The sequence below is a fragment of the Micromonospora sp. NPDC050784 genome, assembly GCF_044456765.1.
GTDB lineage: Bacteria > Actinomycetota > Actinomycetes > Mycobacteriales > Micromonosporaceae > Micromonospora > Micromonospora foliorum.
Window position 1 is genome coordinate 134,549 of record NZ_JBITGG010000006.1, and the last position, 20,746, is coordinate 155,294.

Annotated in this window: 19 protein-coding genes and 1 pseudogene; 6 read left to right on the plus strand and 14 right to left on the minus strand. The window is 73.3% G+C overall.

Annotated elements, in window-relative coordinates; all coding sequences use genetic code 11:
• Positions 1-106: 106 nt before the first annotated feature.
• Both ACIBD9_RS10450 and ACIBD9_RS10455 read right to left on the minus strand, forming a co-directional pair.
• On the minus strand, positions 107-2,224 hold the full coding sequence (locus tag ACIBD9_RS10450; RefSeq protein WP_396716400.1) for a HelD family protein: 2,118 nt from the start codon (positions 2,222-2,224) through the stop codon (positions 107-109).
• 107 nt (positions 2,225-2,331) lie between these two features.
• The gene (locus tag ACIBD9_RS10455) at positions 2,332-3,279 is read right to left on the minus strand and encodes an alpha/beta fold hydrolase (RefSeq protein WP_396716402.1); all 948 of its coding nucleotides are present in this window, start codon (positions 3,277-3,279) and stop codon (positions 2,332-2,334) included.
• A gap of 169 nt (positions 3,280-3,448) precedes the next feature.
• Here ACIBD9_RS10455 and ACIBD9_RS10460 point away from each other — a divergent pair, with 169 nt between their 5' ends.
• On the plus strand, positions 3,449-4,072 hold the full coding sequence (locus ACIBD9_RS10460; RefSeq protein WP_396716403.1) for a carbonic anhydrase: 624 nt from the start codon (positions 3,449-3,451) through the stop codon (positions 4,070-4,072).
• Between the two features lie 74 nt (positions 4,073-4,146).
• Here ACIBD9_RS10460 and ACIBD9_RS10465 read toward each other — a convergent pair whose 3' ends face one another.
• Positions 4,147-4,476, minus strand: coding sequence for a hypothetical protein (locus tag ACIBD9_RS10465; RefSeq protein WP_030330285.1), 330 nt, complete (start codon positions 4,474-4,476; stop codon positions 4,147-4,149).
• 308 nt (positions 4,477-4,784) lie between these two features.
• Between ACIBD9_RS10465 and ACIBD9_RS10470 the strand changes: the two genes are divergently transcribed.
• Both ACIBD9_RS10470 and ACIBD9_RS10475 read left to right on the plus strand, forming a co-directional pair.
• Positions 4,785-5,276 carry a DUF3145 domain-containing protein gene (locus ACIBD9_RS10470; RefSeq protein ID WP_091409261.1) on the plus strand — a complete coding sequence of 164 codons (492 nt, stop codon included), beginning with the start codon at positions 4,785-4,787 and terminating at the stop codon, positions 5,274-5,276.
• 87 nt (positions 5,277-5,363) lie between these two features.
• Complete coding sequence (locus ACIBD9_RS10475; protein ID WP_396716405.1) at positions 5,364-7,097, plus strand: glycoside hydrolase family 3 protein; 1,734 nt, start codon at positions 5,364-5,366, stop codon at positions 7,095-7,097.
• Between the two features lie 47 nt (positions 7,098-7,144).
• Here the strand turns inward: ACIBD9_RS10475 and ACIBD9_RS10480 are convergent, their stop codons facing one another.
• Both ACIBD9_RS10480 and ACIBD9_RS10485 read right to left on the minus strand, forming a co-directional pair.
• Positions 7,145-8,977, minus strand: a complete 1,833-nt coding sequence (locus ACIBD9_RS10480; protein ID WP_396716407.1) for an NAD-binding protein — start codon at positions 8,975-8,977, stop codon at positions 7,145-7,147.
• A 163-nt stretch (positions 8,978-9,140) separates the two neighbouring features.
• Positions 9,141-9,806, minus strand: a complete 666-nt coding sequence (locus ACIBD9_RS10485) for a lipoprotein (RefSeq protein ID WP_396716409.1) — start codon at positions 9,804-9,806, stop codon at positions 9,141-9,143.
• Positions 9,807-9,941: 135 nt separating this feature from the next.
• Here ACIBD9_RS10485 and ACIBD9_RS10490 point away from each other — a divergent pair, with 135 nt between their 5' ends.
• Positions 9,942-10,160, plus strand: coding sequence for a hypothetical protein (locus ACIBD9_RS10490; RefSeq protein WP_030488757.1), 219 nt, complete (start codon positions 9,942-9,944; stop codon positions 10,158-10,160).
• A gap of 50 nt (positions 10,161-10,210) precedes the next feature.
• Here the strand turns inward: ACIBD9_RS10490 and fabF are convergent, their stop codons facing one another.
• From fabF to ACIBD9_RS10525, 7 genes and pseudogenes are all read right to left on the minus strand, one after another.
• The gene (gene fabF, locus ACIBD9_RS10495; RefSeq protein ID WP_124855678.1) at positions 10,211-11,437 is read right to left on the minus strand and encodes a beta-ketoacyl-ACP synthase II; all 1,227 of its coding nucleotides are present in this window, start codon (positions 11,435-11,437) and stop codon (positions 10,211-10,213) included.
• 2 nt (positions 11,438-11,439) lie between these two features.
• Entirely contained in the window at positions 11,440-11,679 is a 240-nt protein-coding gene (locus tag ACIBD9_RS10500; RefSeq protein ID WP_030330276.1) for an acyl carrier protein, read from the minus strand.
• A gap of 85 nt (positions 11,680-11,764) precedes the next feature.
• Positions 11,765-12,709 (minus strand): beta-ketoacyl-ACP synthase III, encoded by a 945-nt coding sequence (locus tag ACIBD9_RS10505; protein ID WP_091409280.1) that lies wholly within the window; start codon positions 12,707-12,709, stop codon positions 11,765-11,767.
• 5 nt (positions 12,710-12,714) lie between these two features.
• Positions 12,715-13,632: pseudogene (locus ACIBD9_RS10510) on the minus strand (ACP S-malonyltransferase); the annotation flags it as partial.
• A 78-nt stretch (positions 13,633-13,710) separates the two neighbouring features.
• Complete coding sequence (locus ACIBD9_RS10515; RefSeq protein ID WP_396716412.1) at positions 13,711-15,012, minus strand: PucR family transcriptional regulator; 1,302 nt, start codon at positions 15,010-15,012, stop codon at positions 13,711-13,713.
• Between the two features lie 48 nt (positions 15,013-15,060).
• A complete protein-coding gene (locus ACIBD9_RS10520) occupies positions 15,061-15,762 on the minus strand; it encodes a response regulator (RefSeq protein WP_396716414.1) in 702 nt (233 codons plus the stop codon).
• Positions 15,759-16,943 (minus strand): sensor histidine kinase, encoded by a 1,185-nt coding sequence (locus ACIBD9_RS10525; protein WP_396716416.1) that lies wholly within the window; start codon positions 16,941-16,943, stop codon positions 15,759-15,761. The genes ACIBD9_RS10520 and ACIBD9_RS10525 overlap by 4 nt, the downstream gene beginning before the upstream one ends.
• Positions 16,944-17,256: 313 nt before the next feature.
• Between ACIBD9_RS10525 and ACIBD9_RS10530 the strand changes: the two genes are divergently transcribed.
• Positions 17,257-17,586 carry a hypothetical protein gene (locus ACIBD9_RS10530; protein ID WP_396716418.1) on the plus strand — a complete coding sequence of 110 codons (330 nt, stop codon included), beginning with the start codon at positions 17,257-17,259 and terminating at the stop codon, positions 17,584-17,586.
• A gap of 55 nt (positions 17,587-17,641) precedes the next feature.
• Here the strand turns inward: ACIBD9_RS10530 and ACIBD9_RS10535 are convergent, their stop codons facing one another.
• The gene (locus tag ACIBD9_RS10535) at positions 17,642-18,292 is read right to left on the minus strand and encodes a hypothetical protein (protein ID WP_396716420.1); all 651 of its coding nucleotides are present in this window, start codon (positions 18,290-18,292) and stop codon (positions 17,642-17,644) included.
• 219 nt (positions 18,293-18,511) lie between these two features.
• Here ACIBD9_RS10535 and ACIBD9_RS10540 point away from each other — a divergent pair, with 219 nt between their 5' ends.
• Positions 18,512-19,162 carry a copper resistance protein CopC gene (locus ACIBD9_RS10540; RefSeq protein WP_396716422.1) on the plus strand — a complete coding sequence of 217 codons (651 nt, stop codon included), beginning with the start codon at positions 18,512-18,514 and terminating at the stop codon, positions 19,160-19,162.
• 119 nt (positions 19,163-19,281) lie between these two features.
• Here the strand turns inward: ACIBD9_RS10540 and gltX are convergent, their stop codons facing one another.
• Entirely contained in the window at positions 19,282-20,691 is a 1,410-nt protein-coding gene (gene gltX / locus ACIBD9_RS10545; protein WP_396716424.1) for a glutamate--tRNA ligase, read from the minus strand.
• Between the last annotated feature and the right edge of the window lie 55 nt (positions 20,692-20,746).

Below are 20,746 nucleotides of genomic sequence, written 5' to 3' on the forward strand. Positions count from 1 at the left end.
GAGAACCACCTTCCGCCGCTGGTCGGGACCCGGTCAAATGTATGCTCACATCGCTATGTATGCAAGTGTACGGGCAGCGCCTTCCGCCGGCGGCGGTCCGCGCAGGTCAGCCGGTCGGGTCGATCGTGGTGAGCCGCTGGGTGGCCCGGGAGAGCGCCACGTACAGGGTGCGTACCCCGGCGCCCGGATCCGCCCGGATCTCGCTCGGGGCGACCAGCACCACCCCGTCGTACTCCATGCCCTTGGCCTCCAGGCTGGTCACCACCTGCAACCTCGGCGCGCCGAGCGCGCCGAGCCAACCGGCGACCTCGTCCCGGCGGGGGACCGGCGTGATCACCCCGACCGTGCCCTCCACCTCGGCCAGCAGGCCGGCGGCGGCCTCCACGGTCGCGGTCTCCAACCCCGTCGCGGGCACCACCAGCTCGACCGGCTCGACCCCGGTGGAGCGGACGGCGGTCGGCAGCGGCAGGTCCGGGTAGAGCCGACGGATCTCCGCCGCCGCCACCGCGAAGACCTCCGCCGAGTTGCGGTAGTTCGTGGTGAGCGTGAAGTCGTGCCGCTTGCGCCGGCCCAGCGCCTGGTCGCGGGCTCGGGTCAGCTCCTCCGGATCGCCGGTCCACGCGGTCTGCGCGGGGTCGCCCACCACGGTCCAGGAGGCCAGCCGGCCGCGGCGACCGATCATCCGCCACTGCATCGGCGAGACGTCCTGCGCCTCGTCCACCACCACGTGCGCGTACTCCCGGTAGTCCTCCGGGCGCTCGCGGGCCGCCGCGCGGGCGGCCCGCTGCCGCTCGCCGAGGGTGCTCAGCTCGCGGACGCCACCGGCGAGCTGGAACGGGTCGCGTCGCGCCTTGGCCGGCTGCGCGGGCTTGCCGAGCAGCGCGTCCAACTCGTCCAGCAGCGCCACGTCGGCGATGGTCAGCCCGGCCGAGTCCAGGTTCCGGTACGCGGCGTCGAGCAGCCGGATCTCCGCCGAGGAGAGGATTCCCCCGGCGTACCGGCGCAGCCGGTCCGGCTGCGCCAGCCAACCGAGCACGTGCCGGGGGTGCAGCCGAGGCCACCACGCCTTGAGGAACTCCCGGAACTCCGGCCGCTCGGCGATCTCCGCCTCGAAGGCCGGCTGCTCCGGCAGTCGACCGCTGCTCAGCTCGCGGGCCTGCGCCCAGAGCGCGGCGAACACCCCGTCGAAACCGGCCCGGCGCACCTCGTTGCGCCGCGCGCCGCGTTGCAGCGCGCGGTCCCGGATCCGATCCAGCGCGGCCCGGTCCAGCCGCAGCAGGGTGCCCCGGTAGAGCAGCCGTAGCTCACCCGGGCCGCCCGGCACCGCGTCGCGGGCCGCCCGCTCCAGCACCCGGCGCATCCGCAGCGAGCCCTTCACCGCCGCCACCTCGGGCGGGTCGGGGCGGGTGGCGGTCATTCCCGGGAAGAGGGTGCCCAGCGAGTGCAGGGTCGCGGTGTCCTCACCGAGCGACGGCAGCACCGAGCCGATGTACTCGACGAAGACCGACGACGGGCCGACCACCAGGATGCCGCCGCCCGCGTAGCGGCTGCGGTCGGAGTACAACAGGAACGCGGCCCGGTGCAGGGCGACCGCGGTCTTGCCGGTGCCCGGACCGCCCGCGACGATCGTCACCCCGGAACCGGGAGAGCGGATCGCCTCGTCCTGCTCCCGCTGGATGGTCGCCACGATGTCGCGCATGCCCCGGCCGGTGGCCTTGGACAGGGTGGCCAGCAACGCGCCGTCACCGACGACAGTCATCCCCTCCGGGGCGGCGGTCGGGTCCAGCAGGTCGTCCTCGATCCGGGTGACCCGCTCGGCGCGGGACTGGATCGTGCGCCGCCGCACCACGTCCAGCGGCTGTGCCGGGGTGGCCTGGTAGAAGGCGGCGGCGGCCGGCGCGCGCCAGTCGACGACCAGCGTGACGGCGTTCTCGTCGCGGATCCCGAGTCGCCCGACGTGCAGCACCTGGCGGTCGCGCAGGTCCAGCCGGCCGAAGACCAACCCCTCGTGCTCGGCGTCCAGGGTGTGCCGCCGCTGCGCCGCGTGGAAGACCAGCGCGTCGCGCTCGACCAGAGCACCGTGCGTACCCACCCGCGCCATCCGGTAGCCGTCGCGCTCGGCGCGGACGGCCGACTGCCGCAGCTCGGCCAGTCGGGCGTACACCCGGTCGAGGTGTCGTTGCTCGACGGCGATCTCCTGCTCCAGGCCGGTCTGGTCGGTCAACGCACGCTCCTTCAGAGGTCGCCGGCAGGCGGCGGGAACCGCGCGGGCCAACCGAGAAGAGTACGGCCCCGGGCCCGACCCGCCGCGCCCGAGGTGCGCGAACGTGCTCAGGCAGCCGTCTCGGCAGGGGTCGTGGCAGGGTGGGCCGACGGCGGTTCCGCGAGCACCCGCCGCAGCACGCCGGTGAGCGCGGCGTTGACCTCGTCCGGGCGTTCCATCATCAGCATGTGCCCGGCGCCCGGGCAGACGGTCAGCTCGGTGGCCGGCAGAGCGGCCGCGATCGACTCGGCGCACGGCGGCGGGGTCAGCCGGTCCCGGTCGCCGACCAGGGCGGCGGCCGGCAGGTGGGCCAACGCGGCGAGGGTGTCCAGTCGGTGCTGGGTGCCGATCGAGGCGCGGAACCCGCCGATCGAGCGCAGCGAGGCACGAGCCACCGCCGACGTGACCAGGCGGATGTCGGCCGGCTCGCAGCGGTCACCGAACAGCATCCAGCGGATGCTCGGTTGCAGCGCGTTCAGCAGTGCCCGGGGCGCGCGCCACGAGCCACACCGGGCCAGCACGCCGGCGCCGGTCGTCTCGGCCAGCCGGATCAACCGGGCGATCCGCGGCGAGAGCCCGTAGACGGTGTGCGTGTGCCCCTCGGCGGTGGTCGAGACGAAGACCAGGCCGGCGGTACGGGCGGCGAAGTGCGCGGGGTGACGGTGGGCGTACTCCATGATCGTCATGCCGCCCATCGAGTGCCCGACCAGCACCACCGGGCCGGTCGGCGCCACCGCGTCGATCACCGCGGCCAGGTCGTCACCCAACTGCGCCAGGGTGGCCGTGGGCAGCGCCATGCAGCTGGACCGGCCGTGCCCCCGCGCGTCGTAGGCGACCACCCGCACCGCACCGTCGAACGGCGCCTCCGCGAGCGCGTCGACCTGCCGGTGCCAGGCGCGCCCGTCCAGCGTCCAGCCGTGCAGCAGGATGGCGGTGACCTGGGCGTCTGTCGGACCCGTCGCCTCGACGTTGAGCCGTACACCGTCCGGCAGGCCGACCTCGAACCGCTCCGGCATCGCCACCTCCCCAGGGCCGCCCAGTACCACCAGCACCGGGATACCCGGCGGTAACACCGGCTACCCGCCATGACACCACGCCAATCGCGCCGTGGCGAACATTCCCGTCCTCGCCCGTGCTGGACGGCGGCGGGCCAAGCTGAACGGCATGGGTTCGTCGGGAGCGCCCATGGGCGCGACGTCGGGGCAGGGGCGGCAGGCCGGCGGTACGCCCCGCGCCGCGCTGGCCGACCTGCTCGCCGGTAATCGGCGGTTCGTCAGCGGCCAGCCGGTGCACGGACACGACGTCACGGCCGCCGCCGCGGCCTCCGGCGACCAGCAGCCGTACGCCGTGGTGCTGGGCTGTATCGACTCCCGGGTGCCGCTGGAGGCGATCTTCGACCAGACCTTCGGCGCGATCTGCGTGATCCGTACCGGGGGACACGTGCTCGATCGCGCGGTCTGCGGCTCGATCGAGTACGTGGTCGGCCAGCTCGGCGTACCGCTGGTGATGGTCCTCGGCCACGAGCGGTGCGGCGCGGTGCAGGCCACGGTGGAGGCGCTGCGCACCGGGCAGCGTCCCGGAGGGTCGCTGGCGCACCTGGTGGACGAGATCGCCCCGGCGGTGACCGAGGCGGGGATCGACGATCCGGCGGTGCAGCCGCTGGCGATCCGCCGGCACGTCCGGCGCACGGTGCGCACCCTGCGCCAGGACGACCTGCTGGCCGGGCCGGTGGCCGCCGGCCGGGTGGCCGTGGTCGGCGGACTCTACGACCTTGCCACCGGCGAGGTTGCCCTGCTCGATCCAGGCTGACCCGGCCCCGGATACGCGAAACCGCCCGCCGGGAACTCCCGGCGGACGGTTCGGTTGGTGCGGTGGGGGCGGGCTCAGCCCTCGAAGACGCCGGCCGCGACCAGGCGCTTCTCGGTGGCCTCCCAGCCGTCACCCGGGTGGGTGGCAGCCAGGTTGTTGATCTCCGCCCGGATCTTGGCGGCGTGGCCGGCGGCGGCCAGCACGCGGATCTCCTCGACGAAGGCGTCGGAGTCCGTGCGCAGGTGCGCGGTCTTGCCGTTGGTCAGGTTCCGCACGTAGGCGTGCTTGCCGCCGTTGAGCGGGATGAGGTACTTGAACTCGCCCAGCACGCTGAGGGCGCCACCCTGGCCAGCCTGGCCGGCCCGGACGGACGCGCGCGCGGTCTTAGAGGTGTTGCTCGCCACGGAGGTACTCCTTGCAAGACGTACGGGAGGACTGGACGTCCGGGGGCTGTGTGCGGGTCGTACGTGACTCGGCCCGCGAAGGTGTAACGCGGCATAAGCCGCCGGTGGAACTGTACAGGACCACGACATCATGCTGGTCGTCGCGGTGTCCTGAGAGGCAACGGCGACCACCCGTCCGGCTATTCCAGCCGGCGTTTTTTCCGATTCCCTGGCGCACCACGCGTCACAGGAGTCATCATGTGTTGCAGCAGCCACCTGGGTGGACGAGGTCGTAGGGGAAGACGCACCTCGCTCTCCGGGAGGTCACCGTGCCAACGCGTGGCGTCGTATACGTCCACTCGACCCCGCTCGCCGTGTGCTCACACGTCGAGTGGGCGATCGCGCGCGTCCTAGCCGCGCCGGTCAACCTGCAGTGGACGGCTCAGCCCGTCGACCCCGGCGCACGCCGGGCCGAGTGCGGGTGGACCGGTCGTCCGGGGACGGGCGCCGAGCTGGCTGCTGCCCTACGGCAGTGGCCCATGATCCGTTTCGAGGTCACCGAGGAGCCGAGTCCCGGTGCCGATGGTGAGCGCTTCATGTACGTGCCGGCCCGTGGCCTGTTCCGGGCAACGGTCGGCGTGGCCGGCGACATCCAGCTCGGCGAGGACCGACTTCGGGCCCTGATGGCGGCGTCCCGGGCGCCGGAGGCGCTGGCGCACGCCCTCGACAAGGCGCTCGGCACGGCGTGGGACGCTGACCTGGAGCCCTACCGGTACGCCGGCGACGGCGCCCCGGTGACCTTGCTCACTCGGGTCGGCTGACCCGGCCGACGGGCCGCTGGCCGTACGCCGTCGAACCGGTGACGACCGGTAAGGTCAAGTTGCCCCGATAAGGGGGAAGCTGGTGGGATGGGCGGCGTGTCGAATCGCCCGTGGCGCGCCAGCGTCGCTGTCGCCGCCCTGACCGCCCTGCTCGTCTCCGGCTGCTCAGGTGACCCGGAGCGCCCCACCCCGACCCCGAGCCCGGTCGGCACGTCCGCGGGCCCGAGCGTCCCGGCCGCGCCGCCGGCCAGCGACCCCGCCAGCCGTGCTGCCGCGCTGGTCGCGACGCTGTCCGACGAGGATCTGGTCGGCCAGGTGCTGATGCCGTACGCCTACGGCGACTCGGCGACGAAGGTCTCCGCCGGCTCGGCGGCCGGTAACCAGGCCCTCGCCGGGGTCGACACCCCCGCCGACATGATCGCCAAGTACCGACTGGGTGGCCTGATCCTGGTCGGCTTCAGCGCCGACGACCCGACCAAGGGCAACCAGGAGACCACGAACGTCGACAATCCGAAGCAGGTGCACGAACTCACCACCGGGCTGCGTGCCGCCGCCGGTCGGCTCGCCGCCGGTCCCGCGCCGCTGCTGATCGGCACCGACCAGGAGTACGGCGTGGTCACCCGGGTGACCGACGGGGTCACCGTGCTGCCCAGTGCCCTCGCGGCCGGCGCAGCCGGTGACCCGAAGCTGACCGAGGCCGCCTGGCGGGCCGCCGGGACCGAGCTGGCCGCGATGGGCATCAACATCGACTTCGCCCCGGTGGCCGACGTGCTGGCCACCCGCAGCACCGTGATCGGCTCCCGGTCGTACGGCGCCGACCCGAAGCAGGCCGCCACGCAGGTGGGCGGCGCGGTCCGGGGTCTCCAGGCGGCCGGGGTGGCCGCCACCCTGAAGCACTTCCCCGGGCACGGCCACAGCGCCGACGACTCGCACAAGGACCTTCCGGTGCTCACCCAGAGCGCAGCGGCGTTGCAGAGCGGCGCGTGGCCGCCGTTCACCGCCGGAATGGACGCCGGCGCGATGGCCGTGATGTCCGGTCACCTGGACGCGCGCGCGATCGACCCGGGGACCCCGGCGACGTTCTCCCACAAGCTGCTCACCGACGTGCTGCGCGGCCAACTCGGCTTCAAGGGCGTGGTGATCACCGACGGCATGAACATGCCGCCGGCGAAGCGCTGGGCCCCCGGCGAGGCGGCGGTCCGGGCGCTCAACGCCGGTAACGACCTCATCCTGATGACCCCGAACGTCGGCCAGGCGTACGACGGGCTGCTCGCCGCGCTGCGCGGCGGATCGCTGCCCCGGACCCGACTGGTCGAGGCGGTCACCCGGGTGCTGACCATGAAGTTCCAGCTCGCGGAGTTGCCGGCGGCGCAGATGTCCACGCTGAACACCCCGGCGCACCGGGCGGCCGCCGACGCGCTGGCCACCGCCGCCGTCACCGTGCTGCGGGGCGCCTGCGGCACAGCGGTACGCGGGCCGGTCACCGTCACCTCGTCCGGCGGTCGGGACGGCACCCGGGCCACGCTCACCGCCGCACTGACCGCCGCCGGGGTGCAGGTCAAGCCGAGCGGCGGCACGATCGTGCACCTGGTGGGCTACGGCGACGGGGCCAGCGACCTGCGCCCCGACGCGGCGGTCACGGTCGCCATGGACACCCCGTACGTGCTGGCCGACGCGAAGTCACCGACGCTGCTGGCCACGTACTCCTCCAGCCGGGCGTCGATGACCGGCCTGGCCGCCGTGCTCGCCGGCAAGGCCCGGCCGGGCGGCCGTTCCCCGGTGGCCGTCCGTGGACTGCCCGCGACCACCTGTCGCACCTGACCGGCGCTCGTCATCGGCCACCCCGCCGGCCACCCGGCGCGGACGGATCAGCGCCCACCCTCGGCCGTCGGCCGGTCGGTGCGGTCTTCGCCGGCCGGCTCGGGGCAGGGCGGGGCGTCCGCTTCCGGCTGATCGGCCGGGCGGCGAGTCGCCGGTGGGCGCAACAACCGCAGCGGCGTACCCCCGACCGTGGCCGGTGACATCGGTGGCGGGTCGGCGCTGGGCGCCGTGCGGCCGAGCAGCGCCGCCAGCCCGGCCCGGGTGGCGACGACCAGCAGCCGATCGGTGCGCACCAGGGGCCGGCGTTGCGGCAGTGACCAGATGGTCTGCCCAGCCCGCCCAGTCCGCATCGCGATCACCCGAGCCTCGCGCGGGCGGCTGACCTCCGGACAGGAGCGCCCCTCCAGATCCGAGCCGGCTCCGACCGGCAGTTCGGCGACCAGCAGGACGCGCCGGCCCACCGAGATCGTGTCGATCACCTCGCGGCCCATCATGGCCGCGGCGAACGCCGGAGCCGCCAGGTACGAGACGCTGCGCGAGTGGTTGATCCCGAAGGCGCGCTGCACCCGCTGAGCGAACCCCTCGTCGAACAGCCGCAGCACGACCCGCAGCGGAGCCGCCACGCCGCCGTTCGCCGCCCTGTGCAGCGAACGCCCGAGCAGTGCGGTCTCCAGGTTCGTCACGTCGTCGGCACAGAGCACCACCAGCGCCCGGCAGGTCGACACGGACGCCGCCCGCAACGTCTCCGGGCTGGTCGCGTCGCCGATCAGGAACGGCAGGCCCAGCTCGCGGGCCACCGCCACGCCACGGGCCGTCGGTGCTCGGTCCACCGCCACCACGGTCACGCCGAACGAGTGCAGTTCCTGGATCACGCGGGTACCGATGTTGCCCAACCCGACCACGATCACGTGGTCGTCGAGCGGTTCGGTGAGCCGACCGGCCGCGACCGCCAGCCGGGCCCGTACCACCGAGTCGACCACCAGTGCGGTCACCGTGGGGACCAGGGCCACCCCCATGATCACCAACAGCAGGGCGGTGAGCTTCTCCACCGGTGACCCGGTCGGATCCGCGTCCGCGCTGCCCAGGGCGGTGAGCACGGTCAGGTAGCCGGCCTCAACCGGGTCCAGGTTCCGGGCCTGGCCGAGCAGCACGCTGCCGACGGCGAGCAGCGTGGCTGAGGCGCCCAGCGCCCAACGCAGGCGTCTGCCGAGAATCAGCCGGGCGGTCTGCAGCAGCTGGCGGCGAGGCCGGGCCCGGACAGGACGCTGCCGGCCGTACGCCCGCACCAGCACGAGATCGGCGGAGTCCTCATTCTCGGGCAGCGTGATCGGCTCGAGGCCGCTGGTGTCGGCGAGCGCGCAGACGACGTCCGTGGTGGCCGGGTCGAGCGCGTCCCGGCTCGCCGTCCGCAGCAACTCGTCGTCCGGCAGACGGAGGAAGGTCGGCGTGTCGTCGCCCAGGGTGGCCGCGACGAACGCGGGCGCGGCGATCTCCGAACCGGACAGCACCGCGCAGTCGCCGAGCATGGTGGCCACGCCCTCGCCGAGGACCGGGTTGAACAGTCGAACGACGATCCGTACGTCCGGGTCGAACTCCCGGATGATCAGCGCGGCATCCACGTTGGCCACGTCGTCGGCGCTGACCAGCGCGACCGCCGCCGCGGCCCGTACGCCGGCCCGGTCCAGGACCTCGGCGGTCAGCCGGCGAGCCACCACCACCTCGGGGCGTGAGCCCGGCGCGTCAGGGTCCGACGCGAGCTCGGCGATGTCCGGTGCGTGGTTGTCGGACAACGATGGAAGTAGGACGGTGACCGCGACGCCGTGCCGGTCGACCAGTTCGGTGATCAGTCGGCGGGCCAGAGCGTTGTCGCCGCAGACCACGAACCGCCGACCGGGCTCCGGCTCGATGCCGTCCGCGCTGTCGTCGGGCGCGCCCGCATGGTAGCTGTCGCTGACCAGGCGGCCGGTCCCGCGCGATCCGGTGCGGAAGCATCGCCCGGGGAGCGGTTCGGCGCGACGGGACCCAGCCGCGCTCGGGGCGACCTCACTCGCCCTTCGTGAGCCCCCGCACCGCGAGCCGGTACGCCGGCAGCACGTCGGTCCGTTCGGTGATCAGCCCCTCGTTGACCGCGAAGACCAGCGTCTGTCCCGCCGACTGGACGGCCAGCGCCCAGTTGCGCGACTCCTCCTCGACCAGCGGGTTGGTGGCGAGCCAGGTCATCTCGGTGGCGTCGAAGCCGCCGGCGCGGAGGTCGCGGAACTGTTGGCCGGCGACCGTCTCCCCGGCCCCGGCGGCGAAACCCTCCAGTGCGGCGCGCGGCGCGACCGTCGGCGAGTCCGCCGCCCAGATCCGCAGGAATCCGCCGCCGGCCTGCCGGCCGTCCACCTCGCAGCGCACGGTGGTGCCGCCGCGCTTGGTGAGCGCCTCGCCGACCAGCTCGGCCAGCTCGTCCTTGGGCGGCTCGATTGCCTTCGCCGTCCACCCGTCGGCCAGCGGAAACGACACCGGTACCGGGCAGGGGGAACCCGTGCCGCCGGTGGTGCCGCTGGGCGACGCCGGGGTCGTCTCGTCGTACCAGGGCTCGCCCGTGGCCTGTGGGGCCGGGCCGCCGGCCGCGGGCCCGGTGGGGGCGGCGGCGTCGTCGCCGCAGCCGGCCAGCAGGCCGAGGGTGAGCGCCGCCGACACGGCGACGCGGGTACGAGTGTCCATGGTGGTGATCCCCGTCAGTCGATCTTCAGTCGGCCCATCTAAGCCGTGCGTTCTCTCGACGTCAATCTGGATCGGTGTGCCCGCGCGGCGGTAATCGGGTCGCCCCCGCGCCGGTCGGTCTGACAGCCTCACCCCATGGGAGCGGCAGAGGGATTCCGGCACGTGCAACGGGCGGACGGAACTGTGGTGATCACCCACCACGGCCGGGTCGCCGGCACGCTGCGCGGCGCTCGGGCCGCGGAGTTCCTGGCCGAGGTCGACGACGACCCGCAGTTGGTGATGGCCCGCTGGACCGGCAACTACCGCCACGGCAACGAGCGCACCGCGAAACAGCACCCCCGCAACCGGGGCTGAACGACGCAAGGGCCCCTCCTCGACGAGAGGAGGGGCCCTTGCGGAGGGTCTCAGGGGCGGGCGAAGACGAGCGCCACGTTGTGGCCACCGAAGCCGAACGCGTTGTTCAACGCGGCCGGGATCTCCATGTGGCGGGCCTTGTGCGCGGCGACATCCAGGGTGAGGCCCGGCTCCGGGTCGTCGAGGTTGATCGTCGGAGGGACGACGCTGTCGCGGATCGCCAGGATGGTGGCGATCGACTCCAGCGCACCGGCCGCACCGAGCAGGTGACCGGTCATCGACTTCGTCGCGGACAGCACCGGGTGGTCGCCGAGCGCCTTGTGCAGCCCGCCGATCTCCAGCATGTCCCCGACCGGGGTCGAGGTGGCGTGCGCGTTGACGTGCACGATGTCCCGCTTCGCCACGTCCGCGTCCGCGATCGCCTTGGCGATGGCCCGGATGGCGCCCTCGCCCTCGGCGTGCGGCTGCACGATGTCGTACGCGTCGGAGGTGATGCCGGCGCCGGCGAGGCGCGCGTACACCCGGGCACCGCGGGCCGCGGCGTGCTCGGCCCGCTCCAGCACCACGATGCCGGCACCCTCGCCGAGGACGAAGCCGTCCCGGCCCCGGTCCCAGGGGCGGGAGGCCCGCTCCGGGTCGTCGTTGCGGGTCGACATGGCCCGCATCGAGCTGAAGCCGGCGATCGGCAGCGGGTGGATGACCGCCTCGGTGCCGCCGGCCACCACCACGTCGGCCCGGCCGGAGCGGATGATGTCCAGACCGAGGGCGATCGCCTCGGCGCCGGTGGCGCAGGCGCTGGCCACCGAGTGCACGCCGGCCTTGGCGCCCAGCTCCAACCCGACCCAGGCGGCCGGACCGTTCGGCATCAGCATCGGGATGGTGTGCGGGGAGACCCGCCGTGGCCCGGAGGCCTCCAGGATGTCGTCCTGGGCGAGCAGGGTGGTGGCACCGCCGATGCCGGAGCCGACGCTGACCGCCAACCGCTCCCCGTCGAGGTCGGAGCCGGCCAGGCCGGCGTCCGCCCAGGCCTGCTGCGCCGCGATGATCGCGATCGCCTCGGAACGGTCCAGGCGGCGCAGGCGGACCCGGTCCAGGACCTCGGACGGCTCCACGGCCAACTGGGCGGCGATCCGGACCGGCAGTTGCTCGGCCCACTCCTGGGTGAGGGCACTCACCCCGGAGCGGCCGGCGAGCATTGCGTCCCAGGTCGACGCGACGTCCCCGCCAAGCGGGGTCGTCGCGCCGAGCCCGGTGACGACGACGTCAGGACGACTCATGATCAGGACTGCGCCGCGATGTAGCTGACAGCGTCGCCGACGGTCTTGAGGTTCTGCACCTCGTTGTCCGGGATCTTGACGCCGAACTTCTCCTCGGCCGCAACCACGACCTCAACCATGGAGAGCGAGTCGACGTCGAGGTCGTCGGTGAAGGACTTCCCCTCGGCCACGTCGTCCGGGTTCACCCCGGCAACCTCTTCGAGGATCTCGGCGAGGCCGGTGGTGATCTCGTCACGGGTCATTGCGGTTGGTTCCTTTCATCGGGGTTCTCCGGCGGTCGGCGTCGCCGACCGCCACTCCTCGACGCGTACGCGTCCGAGGGGGTCATCAGGGGCAGCGGACGACCTGACCGGCGTAGGTCAGGCCACCGCCGAAGCCGAACAGCAGCACCGGCGCGCCCGAGGGCACCTCCCGGCGCTCGACCAGCTTGGACAGGGCCAGCGGCACGCTCGCCGCGGAGGTGTTGCCGGACTCGACGATGTCCTTCGCGATGATCGCGTCGGGGATGTTGAGCCGCTTGGCGATGCCGTCGATGATCCGGGCGTTGGCCTGGTGCGGCACGAACGCGGCCAGCTCGGACGGGTCGACCCCGGCCCGCTCGCAGGCCTGCAGGGCGAGCGGCGCGATAGCGGTGGTGGCCCAGCGGAACACCGCCTGCCCCTCCTGCTGGATGTACGGGCGCCAGCCCTCGATGCGGACCGCGTCACTCTTGTCCGGCACCGAGCCCCAGACCACCGGGCCGATGCCGGTCGGCTCGTCGTCGGCGGTGGCGGAGACCACCGCGGCACCGGCCCCGTCCGCGAAGATGATGCAGGTGGAGCGGTCGGTCCAGTCGGTGAAGTCGGACAGCTTCTCCGCGCCGATGACGATCGCGTTGCGCGACGCCCCGGCCCGGATGGCGTGGTCGACGGTGCCCAGCGCGTACGCGAAACCAGAGCAGGCGGTGTTGAGGTCGAAGGCGCCCGGCGCGGTGATGCCCAGCTTGGCGGCGACCCGGCAGGCCACGTTGGGGCTGCGGTCGATGGAGGAGCAGGTGGCGACCACGACCAGGTCGATGTCGGCGGCGGTCAGGCCCGAGTTGGCCAGCGCCTTGCCGGCGGCCGCGGCGGCCATGTCGGCGACCGTCTCACTGTCGGCGATCCGCCGGCTGACGATGCCGACCCGGTCGCGGATCCACTCGTCGTTGGTGTCGACGAGCTGGGCGATGTCGTCGTTGGTCACCACCCGGGAGGGCTGGTAGTGCCCCATCGAGACGATGCGACTGCCAGTCATGAACGACCTCCGATACGGGCGATCAGGTCCCGTGCGGCCGGCAGGTCGTCCGGGGTGTTGAGGGTGACGATCTCCGGGGCGCCGTCGCCCTTGAGTTCCCGCTTGACCAGGCCGGCGAGGGTGCCGGCCGGGGGCAGCTCGATCACGCCGGTGACCCCGAGGTCGGCCAGCGTACGCATGCACAGGTCCCACCGCACCGGTGCGGTGACCTGACGGACCAGGCGCTGCACCATGGCCGCGCCGTCGTCGACCGCGGTGCCGTCGAGGTTCGACAGCAGGGTCCGGGCCGGGTCGGCGGGGGTGATCCCGGCGGCCTCCGCGGCGAGCGCGGTCTCGGCCGGAGCCATGTACGGGGTGTGGAACGCGCCGGCCACCTGGAGTCGGATGATCCTGGTCCGAGCGGGCGGCGCGGCGGCGAGCTTGTCGAGCCCGTCCAGGGCGCCCGCGGCGACGATCTGCCCGGCGCCGTTGCGGTTGGCCGGGTAGAGCCCGTTCGCCTCGATCGCGGCGATCACCTCGTCGGGGTCACCGCCGAGCACCGCGGCCATTCCGGTCGGCTCCAGCGCGCACGCGGCGGCCATCTCCCGACCGCGTACACCGGCCAGGGTGATCGCGGCGTCGGCCGACAGCACTCCGGCCAGGGCGGCGGCACCCAACTCGCCGACGCTGTGGCCGGCGGTGAGCGCGACGCCGTCCAGCGGCAGCTGCTCGGCCGCGAGCAACGCCGCGGCGACCAGCAACGGCTGGGTGCGGGCGGTGTCCTTGATCTCGTCGGCGTCGGCGGCGGTGCCCAGGTGCAGCAGGTCGACCCCGGCCAACGCCGACCACTCGCGCAGTCGCGCCTCAGTGCCGGTCAGGTCGAGCCAGGGGGTCAGGAAGCCGGGTTTCTGAGAACCCTGGCCGGGACTAAGTACGGCGAGCACGCCTATGACTCTCCCGGATAAAGGCGGGTAACGCGGTGCCGCCTTCGACCAAACCACACTAGGACCTTTGGAGGTTTCCTACAAAGATCGGCGGGGATCATCCTCGGTTTGGACGGATTTCCGGGTAGCCGGGGTCATTGTCTGAGTTGGGACCGGCGAGACGAGCGGGACAACCGGATCCAACCGACCCACGGTCAGCGCGACCTGGAGGGCGAACGCGTCCCGCGGCGACAGTGGGGAGAACCCGGTCACCTCGGCGATCCGGCGCAACCGGTAACGCACCGTGTTCGGGTGCACGAACAGTGCCCGGGCCGCGCTCTCCAGAGTGCCACCCGCGGCCAGGAAGGCGTCCAGGGTCGCCAGCAGTTCCCCACCGGCGCGCACCAGTGTCGCGTACACATCATGGCGTAGCCGCCGACGGGCCTCCGCGTCGCCGGCGAGGGCCCGCTCCGGCAGCAGATCCGCGGCCGGCACCGGCCGGGGCGCGCTGGGCCAGGCCGGCGCGGCCCGAAAGCCGGAGAGCGCGGCCCGTGCCGACTCGGTCGCCTCGTCCAGGCTCGGTACGGCGGGACCGACCACCACCGGGCCGTCCCCGAACGCGCTCAGCAGCTTCGCCGTGGCGGTCAGCGGGTCCGGTGCCCCACCCAGCACGATCACCAGCCGGTCGCCGTGGACGCCGCCGATCACCTCCACGCCGATCCGGCGGGCCTGCCGGTAGACCACGTGCAGCACCGCGGAGACCTCGCCGCCGGGCGACCGACCGACCGCCACCGCAACCGGCGGCGCGTCCGTCCAGCCGAGCGCGGCGGCCCGACTGGCCAGGACGTCCGGCGAGTCACCGCGCAACAGCGCGTCGACCAGCAGCGCCTGCAACCGGGCGTCCCAGGCGCCGCGCGACTCGGCGGCCCGCGCGTACACCCGGGCGGCGGAGAACGCGATCTCCCGGGAGAAGCGCAGCACCGCCTCGCGCAGTTGCTGCTCCTCGCCCTCGGCGGCCAGGTGCGACACCTGCTCCTCGACCACGTCAATCGTCACCTTGATCAACGCCACGGTCTGCTGGAGGGTGATCGACCGGGCCAGCGCCTGCGGGGCGGCGGCGAAGACCTCGTCCGACACCTCCTGGGTGCTGTCCGCCGTGCCGCCACCCTCGCGCAGCCACTGCACCAGCGACCTCGCGCCCGCCTGGGCGACAAGCATCACCCAGGAACGCTGATCGGCCGGCAGCGCCCGGAACCAGGGCAGCGTCTCGTCCATCCGGGCCACGCTGGAGGTGGCCAACGCCCCCGCCGATCGTTCGATCCGGCGCAGCGTGGCCGACAGCTCCCCACCGCCCGGCGTGCTCACCGCCCTAGCCTGACACGTCGTGAGCAGGCCAACCACGTCGGCACCGGTCCGCCGGCCACCGTCGGCGCGCCCACCGGGCCCCTCTCACTGGTGCGGGGGAGGGGGCAGGCCCACCTCCTGGGCCAGGATCGCGGCCTGCACCCGGCTGCGCAGGTCCAGCTTCGCGAGGATCCGGCTCACATGCGTCTTGGTGGTGCTCTCCGCCAGCACCAGCCGATCGGCGATCTGCTGGTTGGACAGGCCCAACCCGAGGCAGGCCAGCACGTCGCGCTCGCGTGGGGTGAGGGTGTCCAGCGTGGCCCTGGTGTCCGCCGACGCGCCCGGCGCGGTGGCCGCGAACGCGGTGATCAGCCGGCGGGTCACCGTGGGCGCGATGAACCCGTCGCCCCGCGCCACCGTCCGCACCGCGCTGACCAGGCCGTCGGCGTCGGTGTCCTTGAGCAGGAACCCGGCCGCGCCGGCCCGCAACGCCCCGAAGACGTACTCGTCCAGGTCGAAGGTGGTGAGCACCAGCACGTCGGCGAGCCCGTCGGTGACGATCGCCCGGGTCGCCGAGATCCCGTCCCGGTGCGGCATCCGCACATCCAGCACCGCCACGTCGGGGCGCAGCTCCCGGCACAGGCGCACCGCGGCGTCGCCGTCGGCGGCCTCGCCGACCACCTCGACGCCCGGTGAGCCGTTCAGGATCAGGGCCAGCCCGGCCCGTACCGCCGGCTGGTCGTCCGCGAGCACCACCCGTACCGTCGCCGCGCCCGCGTCGCCCGGTGGCCGCGCCGGCCCGGTCACCCGCCCTCCCCGGTGGGCAGGGCCGCCCGCACCTGCCAGCGACCGTCGTGTGGCCCGGCGGTGAACCGGCCAGCCAGCAGGGTGGCCCGCTCCCGCATACCGATCAGCCCGGCCCCGGCGCCCGGCAGCCCGGCCCCGTCGCGGCGGACCGGGTTCTCCACCGTCAGCACCACCTCGGCCGGCCGGTACGCGATCGTCAGGTCCGCCTCACCCGTTCCGTGCTTGAGCGCGTTGGTCAGCGACTCCTGCACGATCCGGTACGCGGCGAGGTCCACCCCCACCGGCAGCGCGCCGGGCGTGCCGTCAGTCCGGAACCGCACCGTGAGGCCGGCCGCCCGGACCCGCTCGACCAGTCCGTCCGCCTCGGCCAGCCGCGCGGTGACCACCTCCGGCGTGGCCGGGCCGCCGCTGGTCCCGGGCTCGCGCAGCACCTCGATCATCTGCCGCATCTCCGCCAGCCCCTGCACGCTGCTCTCCCGGATCACCCGTAACGCCGACTCCACCTGACCCCGATCCAAGCCGGGCACGGACAGCACAGCGGTGGCGTGGATGGCCACCGCGCTGAGGTGGTTCGCGACCACGTCGTGCAACTCCCGGGCCATCCGGGCCCGTTCCGCGCTGACCGCCTGCCGGCGGTCCAACTCGACCAGCCGGGCGGTCTGCTCGGCCCGCGCCCGCTCGGCGGCGGCCTGGTCGCGGTACTGCCGCACACTGATCCCGGTCAGCACCGGCAGCAGCCCGACGAGCACCACCAGCACCCCGAGCGCCGCCCCGCTCCACTGGCCGTACCCGAGCACGCCGACGACCGCCCCGACCAGGCTCAGCGCCACGGCGATCCGCAGCAACCACCGCCACAGCCGGGGCGGGCCGTACACGCAGGCGTCGTAGAGCACCTGCGTGTAGACCAGGAGCGTGCCCAGCGAACTGCCCAGCACCGTGTCGACCACCAGCGCGCCCGTTCCCACGGCCAGGCTGGCGCGCGGCGCGACCCGGCGCAGGCCGACGGCGACGCACACCGCCACCAACGGCGGCAGGAACAGCGCCGACGGCACGTCCGCGTTCGAGCGGACCTGCGGTTGCCAACCCAGCGTGTACAGCACCAGACCACCGGCCAGCGACGCGCCGGCCAGCACCACGTCACGGCCGAGAGTGCCGGAGTCGAGCCACGGTGGCGGACGCATGCCCCGATCCCACCACAGCCGTCGCCCGCCGAACTCCGACCGGGGGAGGACGCCGACGGCACGGTCATGCGCCGAAAGGGGTACGCCGACCGCTCCGGCCGCGGGTGCGCCCTCGGCCGTCGGAGCGGCGGGTGAACGGTCCGGGAAGAAGCTGTGAACTGCGCAACCGGGTCCCGCGCTCCCCGTCGTCGTGGTGGACCGGCTGGCCCGGACCCCGGGTACGCTGCGCGCGGCCCGTCGGTCCCGGCCAGTACGGTGACAGGGCACCTCGGGGAGAGCACCCGAGGGTGGGACGAGCGTGAGGAGACCGGGGATGGCGCACGGGGAGGCCGAGCACGGCTGCGCCCAGGGCGAGCCCTGCCGGCCGGGGCACCACGACCCGCAGGCGGCTGGCAAGCACCGCCGGGCGGTCGGCGGCTCACCATCGCACCCGGCGGAGCCGCTCGCCGGCCGAGCCGATGATGACATCCCGCTTCCGCGTCAGCGCTCCACCGATCCCACCGACCTCGCCGAGCCCGACTCGGACGTGCCCGCTGGTTGCCTCAGCGAACTTCCCGGCTGGGCCGGGGCGCACCGGCACGGCGCGGTCCGACCTCGGCCGCGGGCCACCCGACGGGAGCGCCCACCGCGCCGCTGGTGCTGATCGCCGCGACGCACCCGCCGATCAGCGAGTGCGTCGGGTCAGCGCGTGCGCCAGTTCAGCGCGTGCGGCGGCGGATCAGCAGGGCGATCCCGGCGAGGCCGACCGTGATGGTCAGCATCACGCCGACGTTGAGCAGCAGCAGGCGTTGCAGGTCGCCGAGCGCCTCGTCGAGGTCTTTCGCCGGGTCGAGCGTGTCCTCCGGGAGCACCCGCTCGCCGCCGCCCGCGCCACCGCTGACCGTGTCGAACTGCCGCTCCAGCGGCACACCGGCGGTGCGCAGGGTCTCGGACATGCTGAGCCGACCCAGGAACCAGCCGGCGCTGGTCTTGCGGCCGTCGGGCTGCTTCGCCGGCCGGTAGACGCGGGGGCCGCCGATCGCCTTGGGATAGAGGTCGTACGTCTGCTTCGGCGTCTCGCCGGCGAGCACCACGACCGTGTACTTCGGACCGAGGTTGGCCGCCTTCGGACCGGTCGGCATGCCGGTGCGAGCGAGGAAGTTGACCTGGTCGATGACCGCGCCCACGAGGGCGGGCTCCTTGTCCGCGTGCATCCGCAGCGGCGCGGACAGCCCCGTGCCGGTGATGTCCACTCCGGCGGGTGCCGGCTTCGGCGCCGCCGAGGCCGAGCCGGCGGTGCCAAGCGACAGCAGCGCCGCCGCCAGCGTGCCCGCCAACACGGCGACTAACCGCCTCATGTGTCGGACCATCCCGCCTCCTCGCCCCGTTCGATGGATGGCTTCGTCGTGACGTCCGGACCGACCTGCCGGTGTGACATCGACCAGATGGTCGCGCCCACTCCTACAGACTCCGCAGAACGTCGATGAGTTGCAGCTTTTGGAACAGTATTTGGAACTATCTGCGATCTCTGCTCGACTAATGAGGAGCCGTTTGATCAGCGGGCGGATCGTACCCTTACGGAGGGGTTCATGGGGGGCAGGGTTACACGTACGGCCCGGGTCGTGCCAGTGGTGCTCGGCGTGGCGTTCGGTGTGTCGTTTCTGGTGCCGGCGACACCGGCCGCCGCCCACAACGAACTGACCGGCAGCAACCCGCGCGACGGCGCCCGCGTGGCGGCGGCACCGGCCCGGGTCGAGCTACGGTTCCTCGCCAAGCCGTCGCCGACCACGACGAAGATCACAATAACCGGACCGGACAATGTGGTCGCTGGCGGGACTCCCGCCTTCGACGGCAGTCGCGTGCGGGTGCCGTTCAAGCCGGCCGCCGCGGGGCTCTACATCGTCGGCTACCAGCTCGCGTCGTCCGACGGGCATCCGGTGAAGGGCGAGGTGCGGTTCACCCTCACCACCGGCACCGCCGCAGACCCGTCCGCCTCGCCGTCGGCGGCCGTCGGCGCCAGCCCGGCAGCGTCGCCCTCGGCTGACGCGCCGGCCGTCGGCGTACCCTCCGCCGGGCCCGCTTCGGCGACACCCGGTAGCTCGACGGCCTCCCCGGTGCCGGCGGCGTCGGAGCAGTCCGACTCCGGCGGTCGCTGGTGGCTCTGGGCGCTCGGCGCCCTGGTCCTGCTCGCCGCGCTAGGAGCCGGCCTCGTGTTGCGCCGCCGACGCGGAGCCCAGTGATCAACGGAGCGGAGCGCACTGCGCTCCGCTCCGCGATCTTGCACTTGCTGTCCCGACACAAGGGGCCATCCCACTCATGTCGACAACCGAAACTGCAAGATCGGCGCGGTTGTCCTTCGTCAGACCAGGCGCAGGCGGGCGGCGCGGATCCGGGTCAGGGTGCGCTCGCGACCGAGCACCTCCAGCGACTCGAACAGCGGCAGACCCACGGTGCGGCCGGTGACCGCGACCCGCACCGGCGCCTGCGTCTTGCCGAGCTTGAGGCCTCGCTCGGCACCGACCGCCTCCAGCGTCGACTTCAGCGACTCGGCGTCCCAGGACTCCAGCGCCTCGAACGCCGTGACCGCGTCGTCCAGTAGCTCGGCGGAGCCGTCCTTCATCGTCTTGGTCCAGGCGGCCTCGTCGATCAGCGGCGAGGCCAGGAAGAGGAAGTCGACGTTCGGCACGATCTCGCTGAGCACCGCGATCCGCGTCTGGGCCAGCGGCGCCACGGCGGCGAACGCCTCGGCGTCGAACTCCTCCGGCTGCCACGGCGGCGGCGCGATGGTCCCGGTGCCGGTCAGCCACGGCTGGCAGGCGTCGATGAACTCGGCCACCGGCAGCGCGCGAATGTACTCACCGTTGAACGCGCGCAGCTTCTTCTCGTCGAAGAACGCCGAGGAGAGGTTGACCTCGTCCAGCCGGAACTCGTCCTCGATGACCGACCAGGGAACGATCTCCCGGTCGCCGGAGGGCGCCCAGCCGAGCAGCATGAGGTAGTTGCGCATCGCCCCGGCGAGGTAACCCTCGTCGCGGTACGCCTCCAGGGCGACCTTGTCCCGGCGCTTGGAGAGCTTCTGCCGCTTCTCGTTGACCACCACCGGCACGTGCGCCCAGATCGGCGGCTTGACCCCGAGGGCTTCCCACAGCAGCTGCTGCTTGGGCGTGTTGGGCAGGTGCTCCTCGGCCCGGATCACGTGGGTGATCCCCATGGTCATGTCGTCGACGACGTTGGCCAGCAGGAAGACCGGCGAGCCGTCGCCCCGGGCGATGACGAAGTCCTCGATGAGCTTGTTCTCGAAGGTCGGCTCACCGCGGATCAGGTCGACCACCACCGTCGTGCCCTCGTCCGGCGTACGGAAGCGCAGCGCGTGCCCCGGGCCCGGGCCGAGGCCACGGTCGCGGTGGTAGCCGTCGTAGCCCTGGTACTGCGAGCCGGTGCGGGCCTGCACGTCCTCGCGGGTGCAGTCGCAGTAGTAGGCGCGGCCCGAGTCGTACAGGCGGGCGGCGGCGGCCCGGTGCTCGCCGGCGTTCGCCGACTGGAAGTACGGGCCCTCGTAGCTGCCCCGGGAGATCCCGATCCAGTCCAGCGCGGAGAGGATGCCCTCGGTCCATTCGGGCTTGTTGCGCGCCGCGTCGGTGTCCTCGATGCGCAGCACGAACACGCCGCCCTGCTGCTTGGCGTAGATCCAGTTCTGCAGCGCCGAGCGGGCGCCGCCGACGTGGAACATACCGGTCGGGGAAGGGGCGAAGCGCACACGTACTGTCACGTCCCCCAGCCTACGGCGGTACGCGACTGCTTTCCGCCACCGCCCCCGCCCTGGC

Coding starts and splice junctions, on each gene's coding strand:
- ACIBD9_RS10455 (WP_396716402.1), bottom strand. CDS start 3,279: ATGCCGGAGCGGTTCGAGGTCGGCCTGCCGGACGGTGTACGGCTCAAC.
- ACIBD9_RS10460 (WP_396716403.1), top strand. CDS start 3,449: ATGGGCGCGACGTCGGGGCAGGGGCGGCAGGCCGGCGGTACGCCCCGC.
- ACIBD9_RS10475 (WP_396716405.1), top strand. CDS start 5,364: ATGGGCGGCGTGTCGAATCGCCCGTGGCGCGCCAGCGTCGCTGTCGCC.
- ACIBD9_RS10485 (WP_396716409.1), bottom strand. CDS start 9,806: ATGGACACTCGTACCCGCGTCGCCGTGTCGGCGGCGCTCACCCTCGGC.
- ACIBD9_RS10490 (WP_030488757.1), top strand. CDS start 9,942: ATGGGAGCGGCAGAGGGATTCCGGCACGTGCAACGGGCGGACGGAACT.
- fabF (WP_124855678.1), bottom strand. CDS start 11,437: ATGAGTCGTCCTGACGTCGTCGTCACCGGGCTCGGCGCGACGACCCCG.
- ACIBD9_RS10500 (WP_030330276.1), bottom strand. CDS start 11,679: ATGACCCGTGACGAGATCACCACCGGCCTCGCCGAGATCCTCGAAGAG.
- ACIBD9_RS10505 (WP_091409280.1), bottom strand. CDS start 12,709: ATGACTGGCAGTCGCATCGTCTCGATGGGGCACTACCAGCCCTCCCGG.
- ACIBD9_RS10525 (WP_396716416.1), bottom strand. CDS start 16,943: ATGCGTCCGCCACCGTGGCTCGACTCCGGCACTCTCGGCCGTGACGTG.
- ACIBD9_RS10530 (WP_396716418.1), top strand. CDS start 17,257: ATGGCGCACGGGGAGGCCGAGCACGGCTGCGCCCAGGGCGAGCCCTGC.
- ACIBD9_RS10535 (WP_396716420.1), bottom strand. CDS start 18,292: ATGGTCCGACACATGAGGCGGTTAGTCGCCGTGTTGGCGGGCACGCTG.
- ACIBD9_RS10540 (WP_396716422.1), top strand. CDS start 18,512: ATGGGGGGCAGGGTTACACGTACGGCCCGGGTCGTGCCAGTGGTGCTC.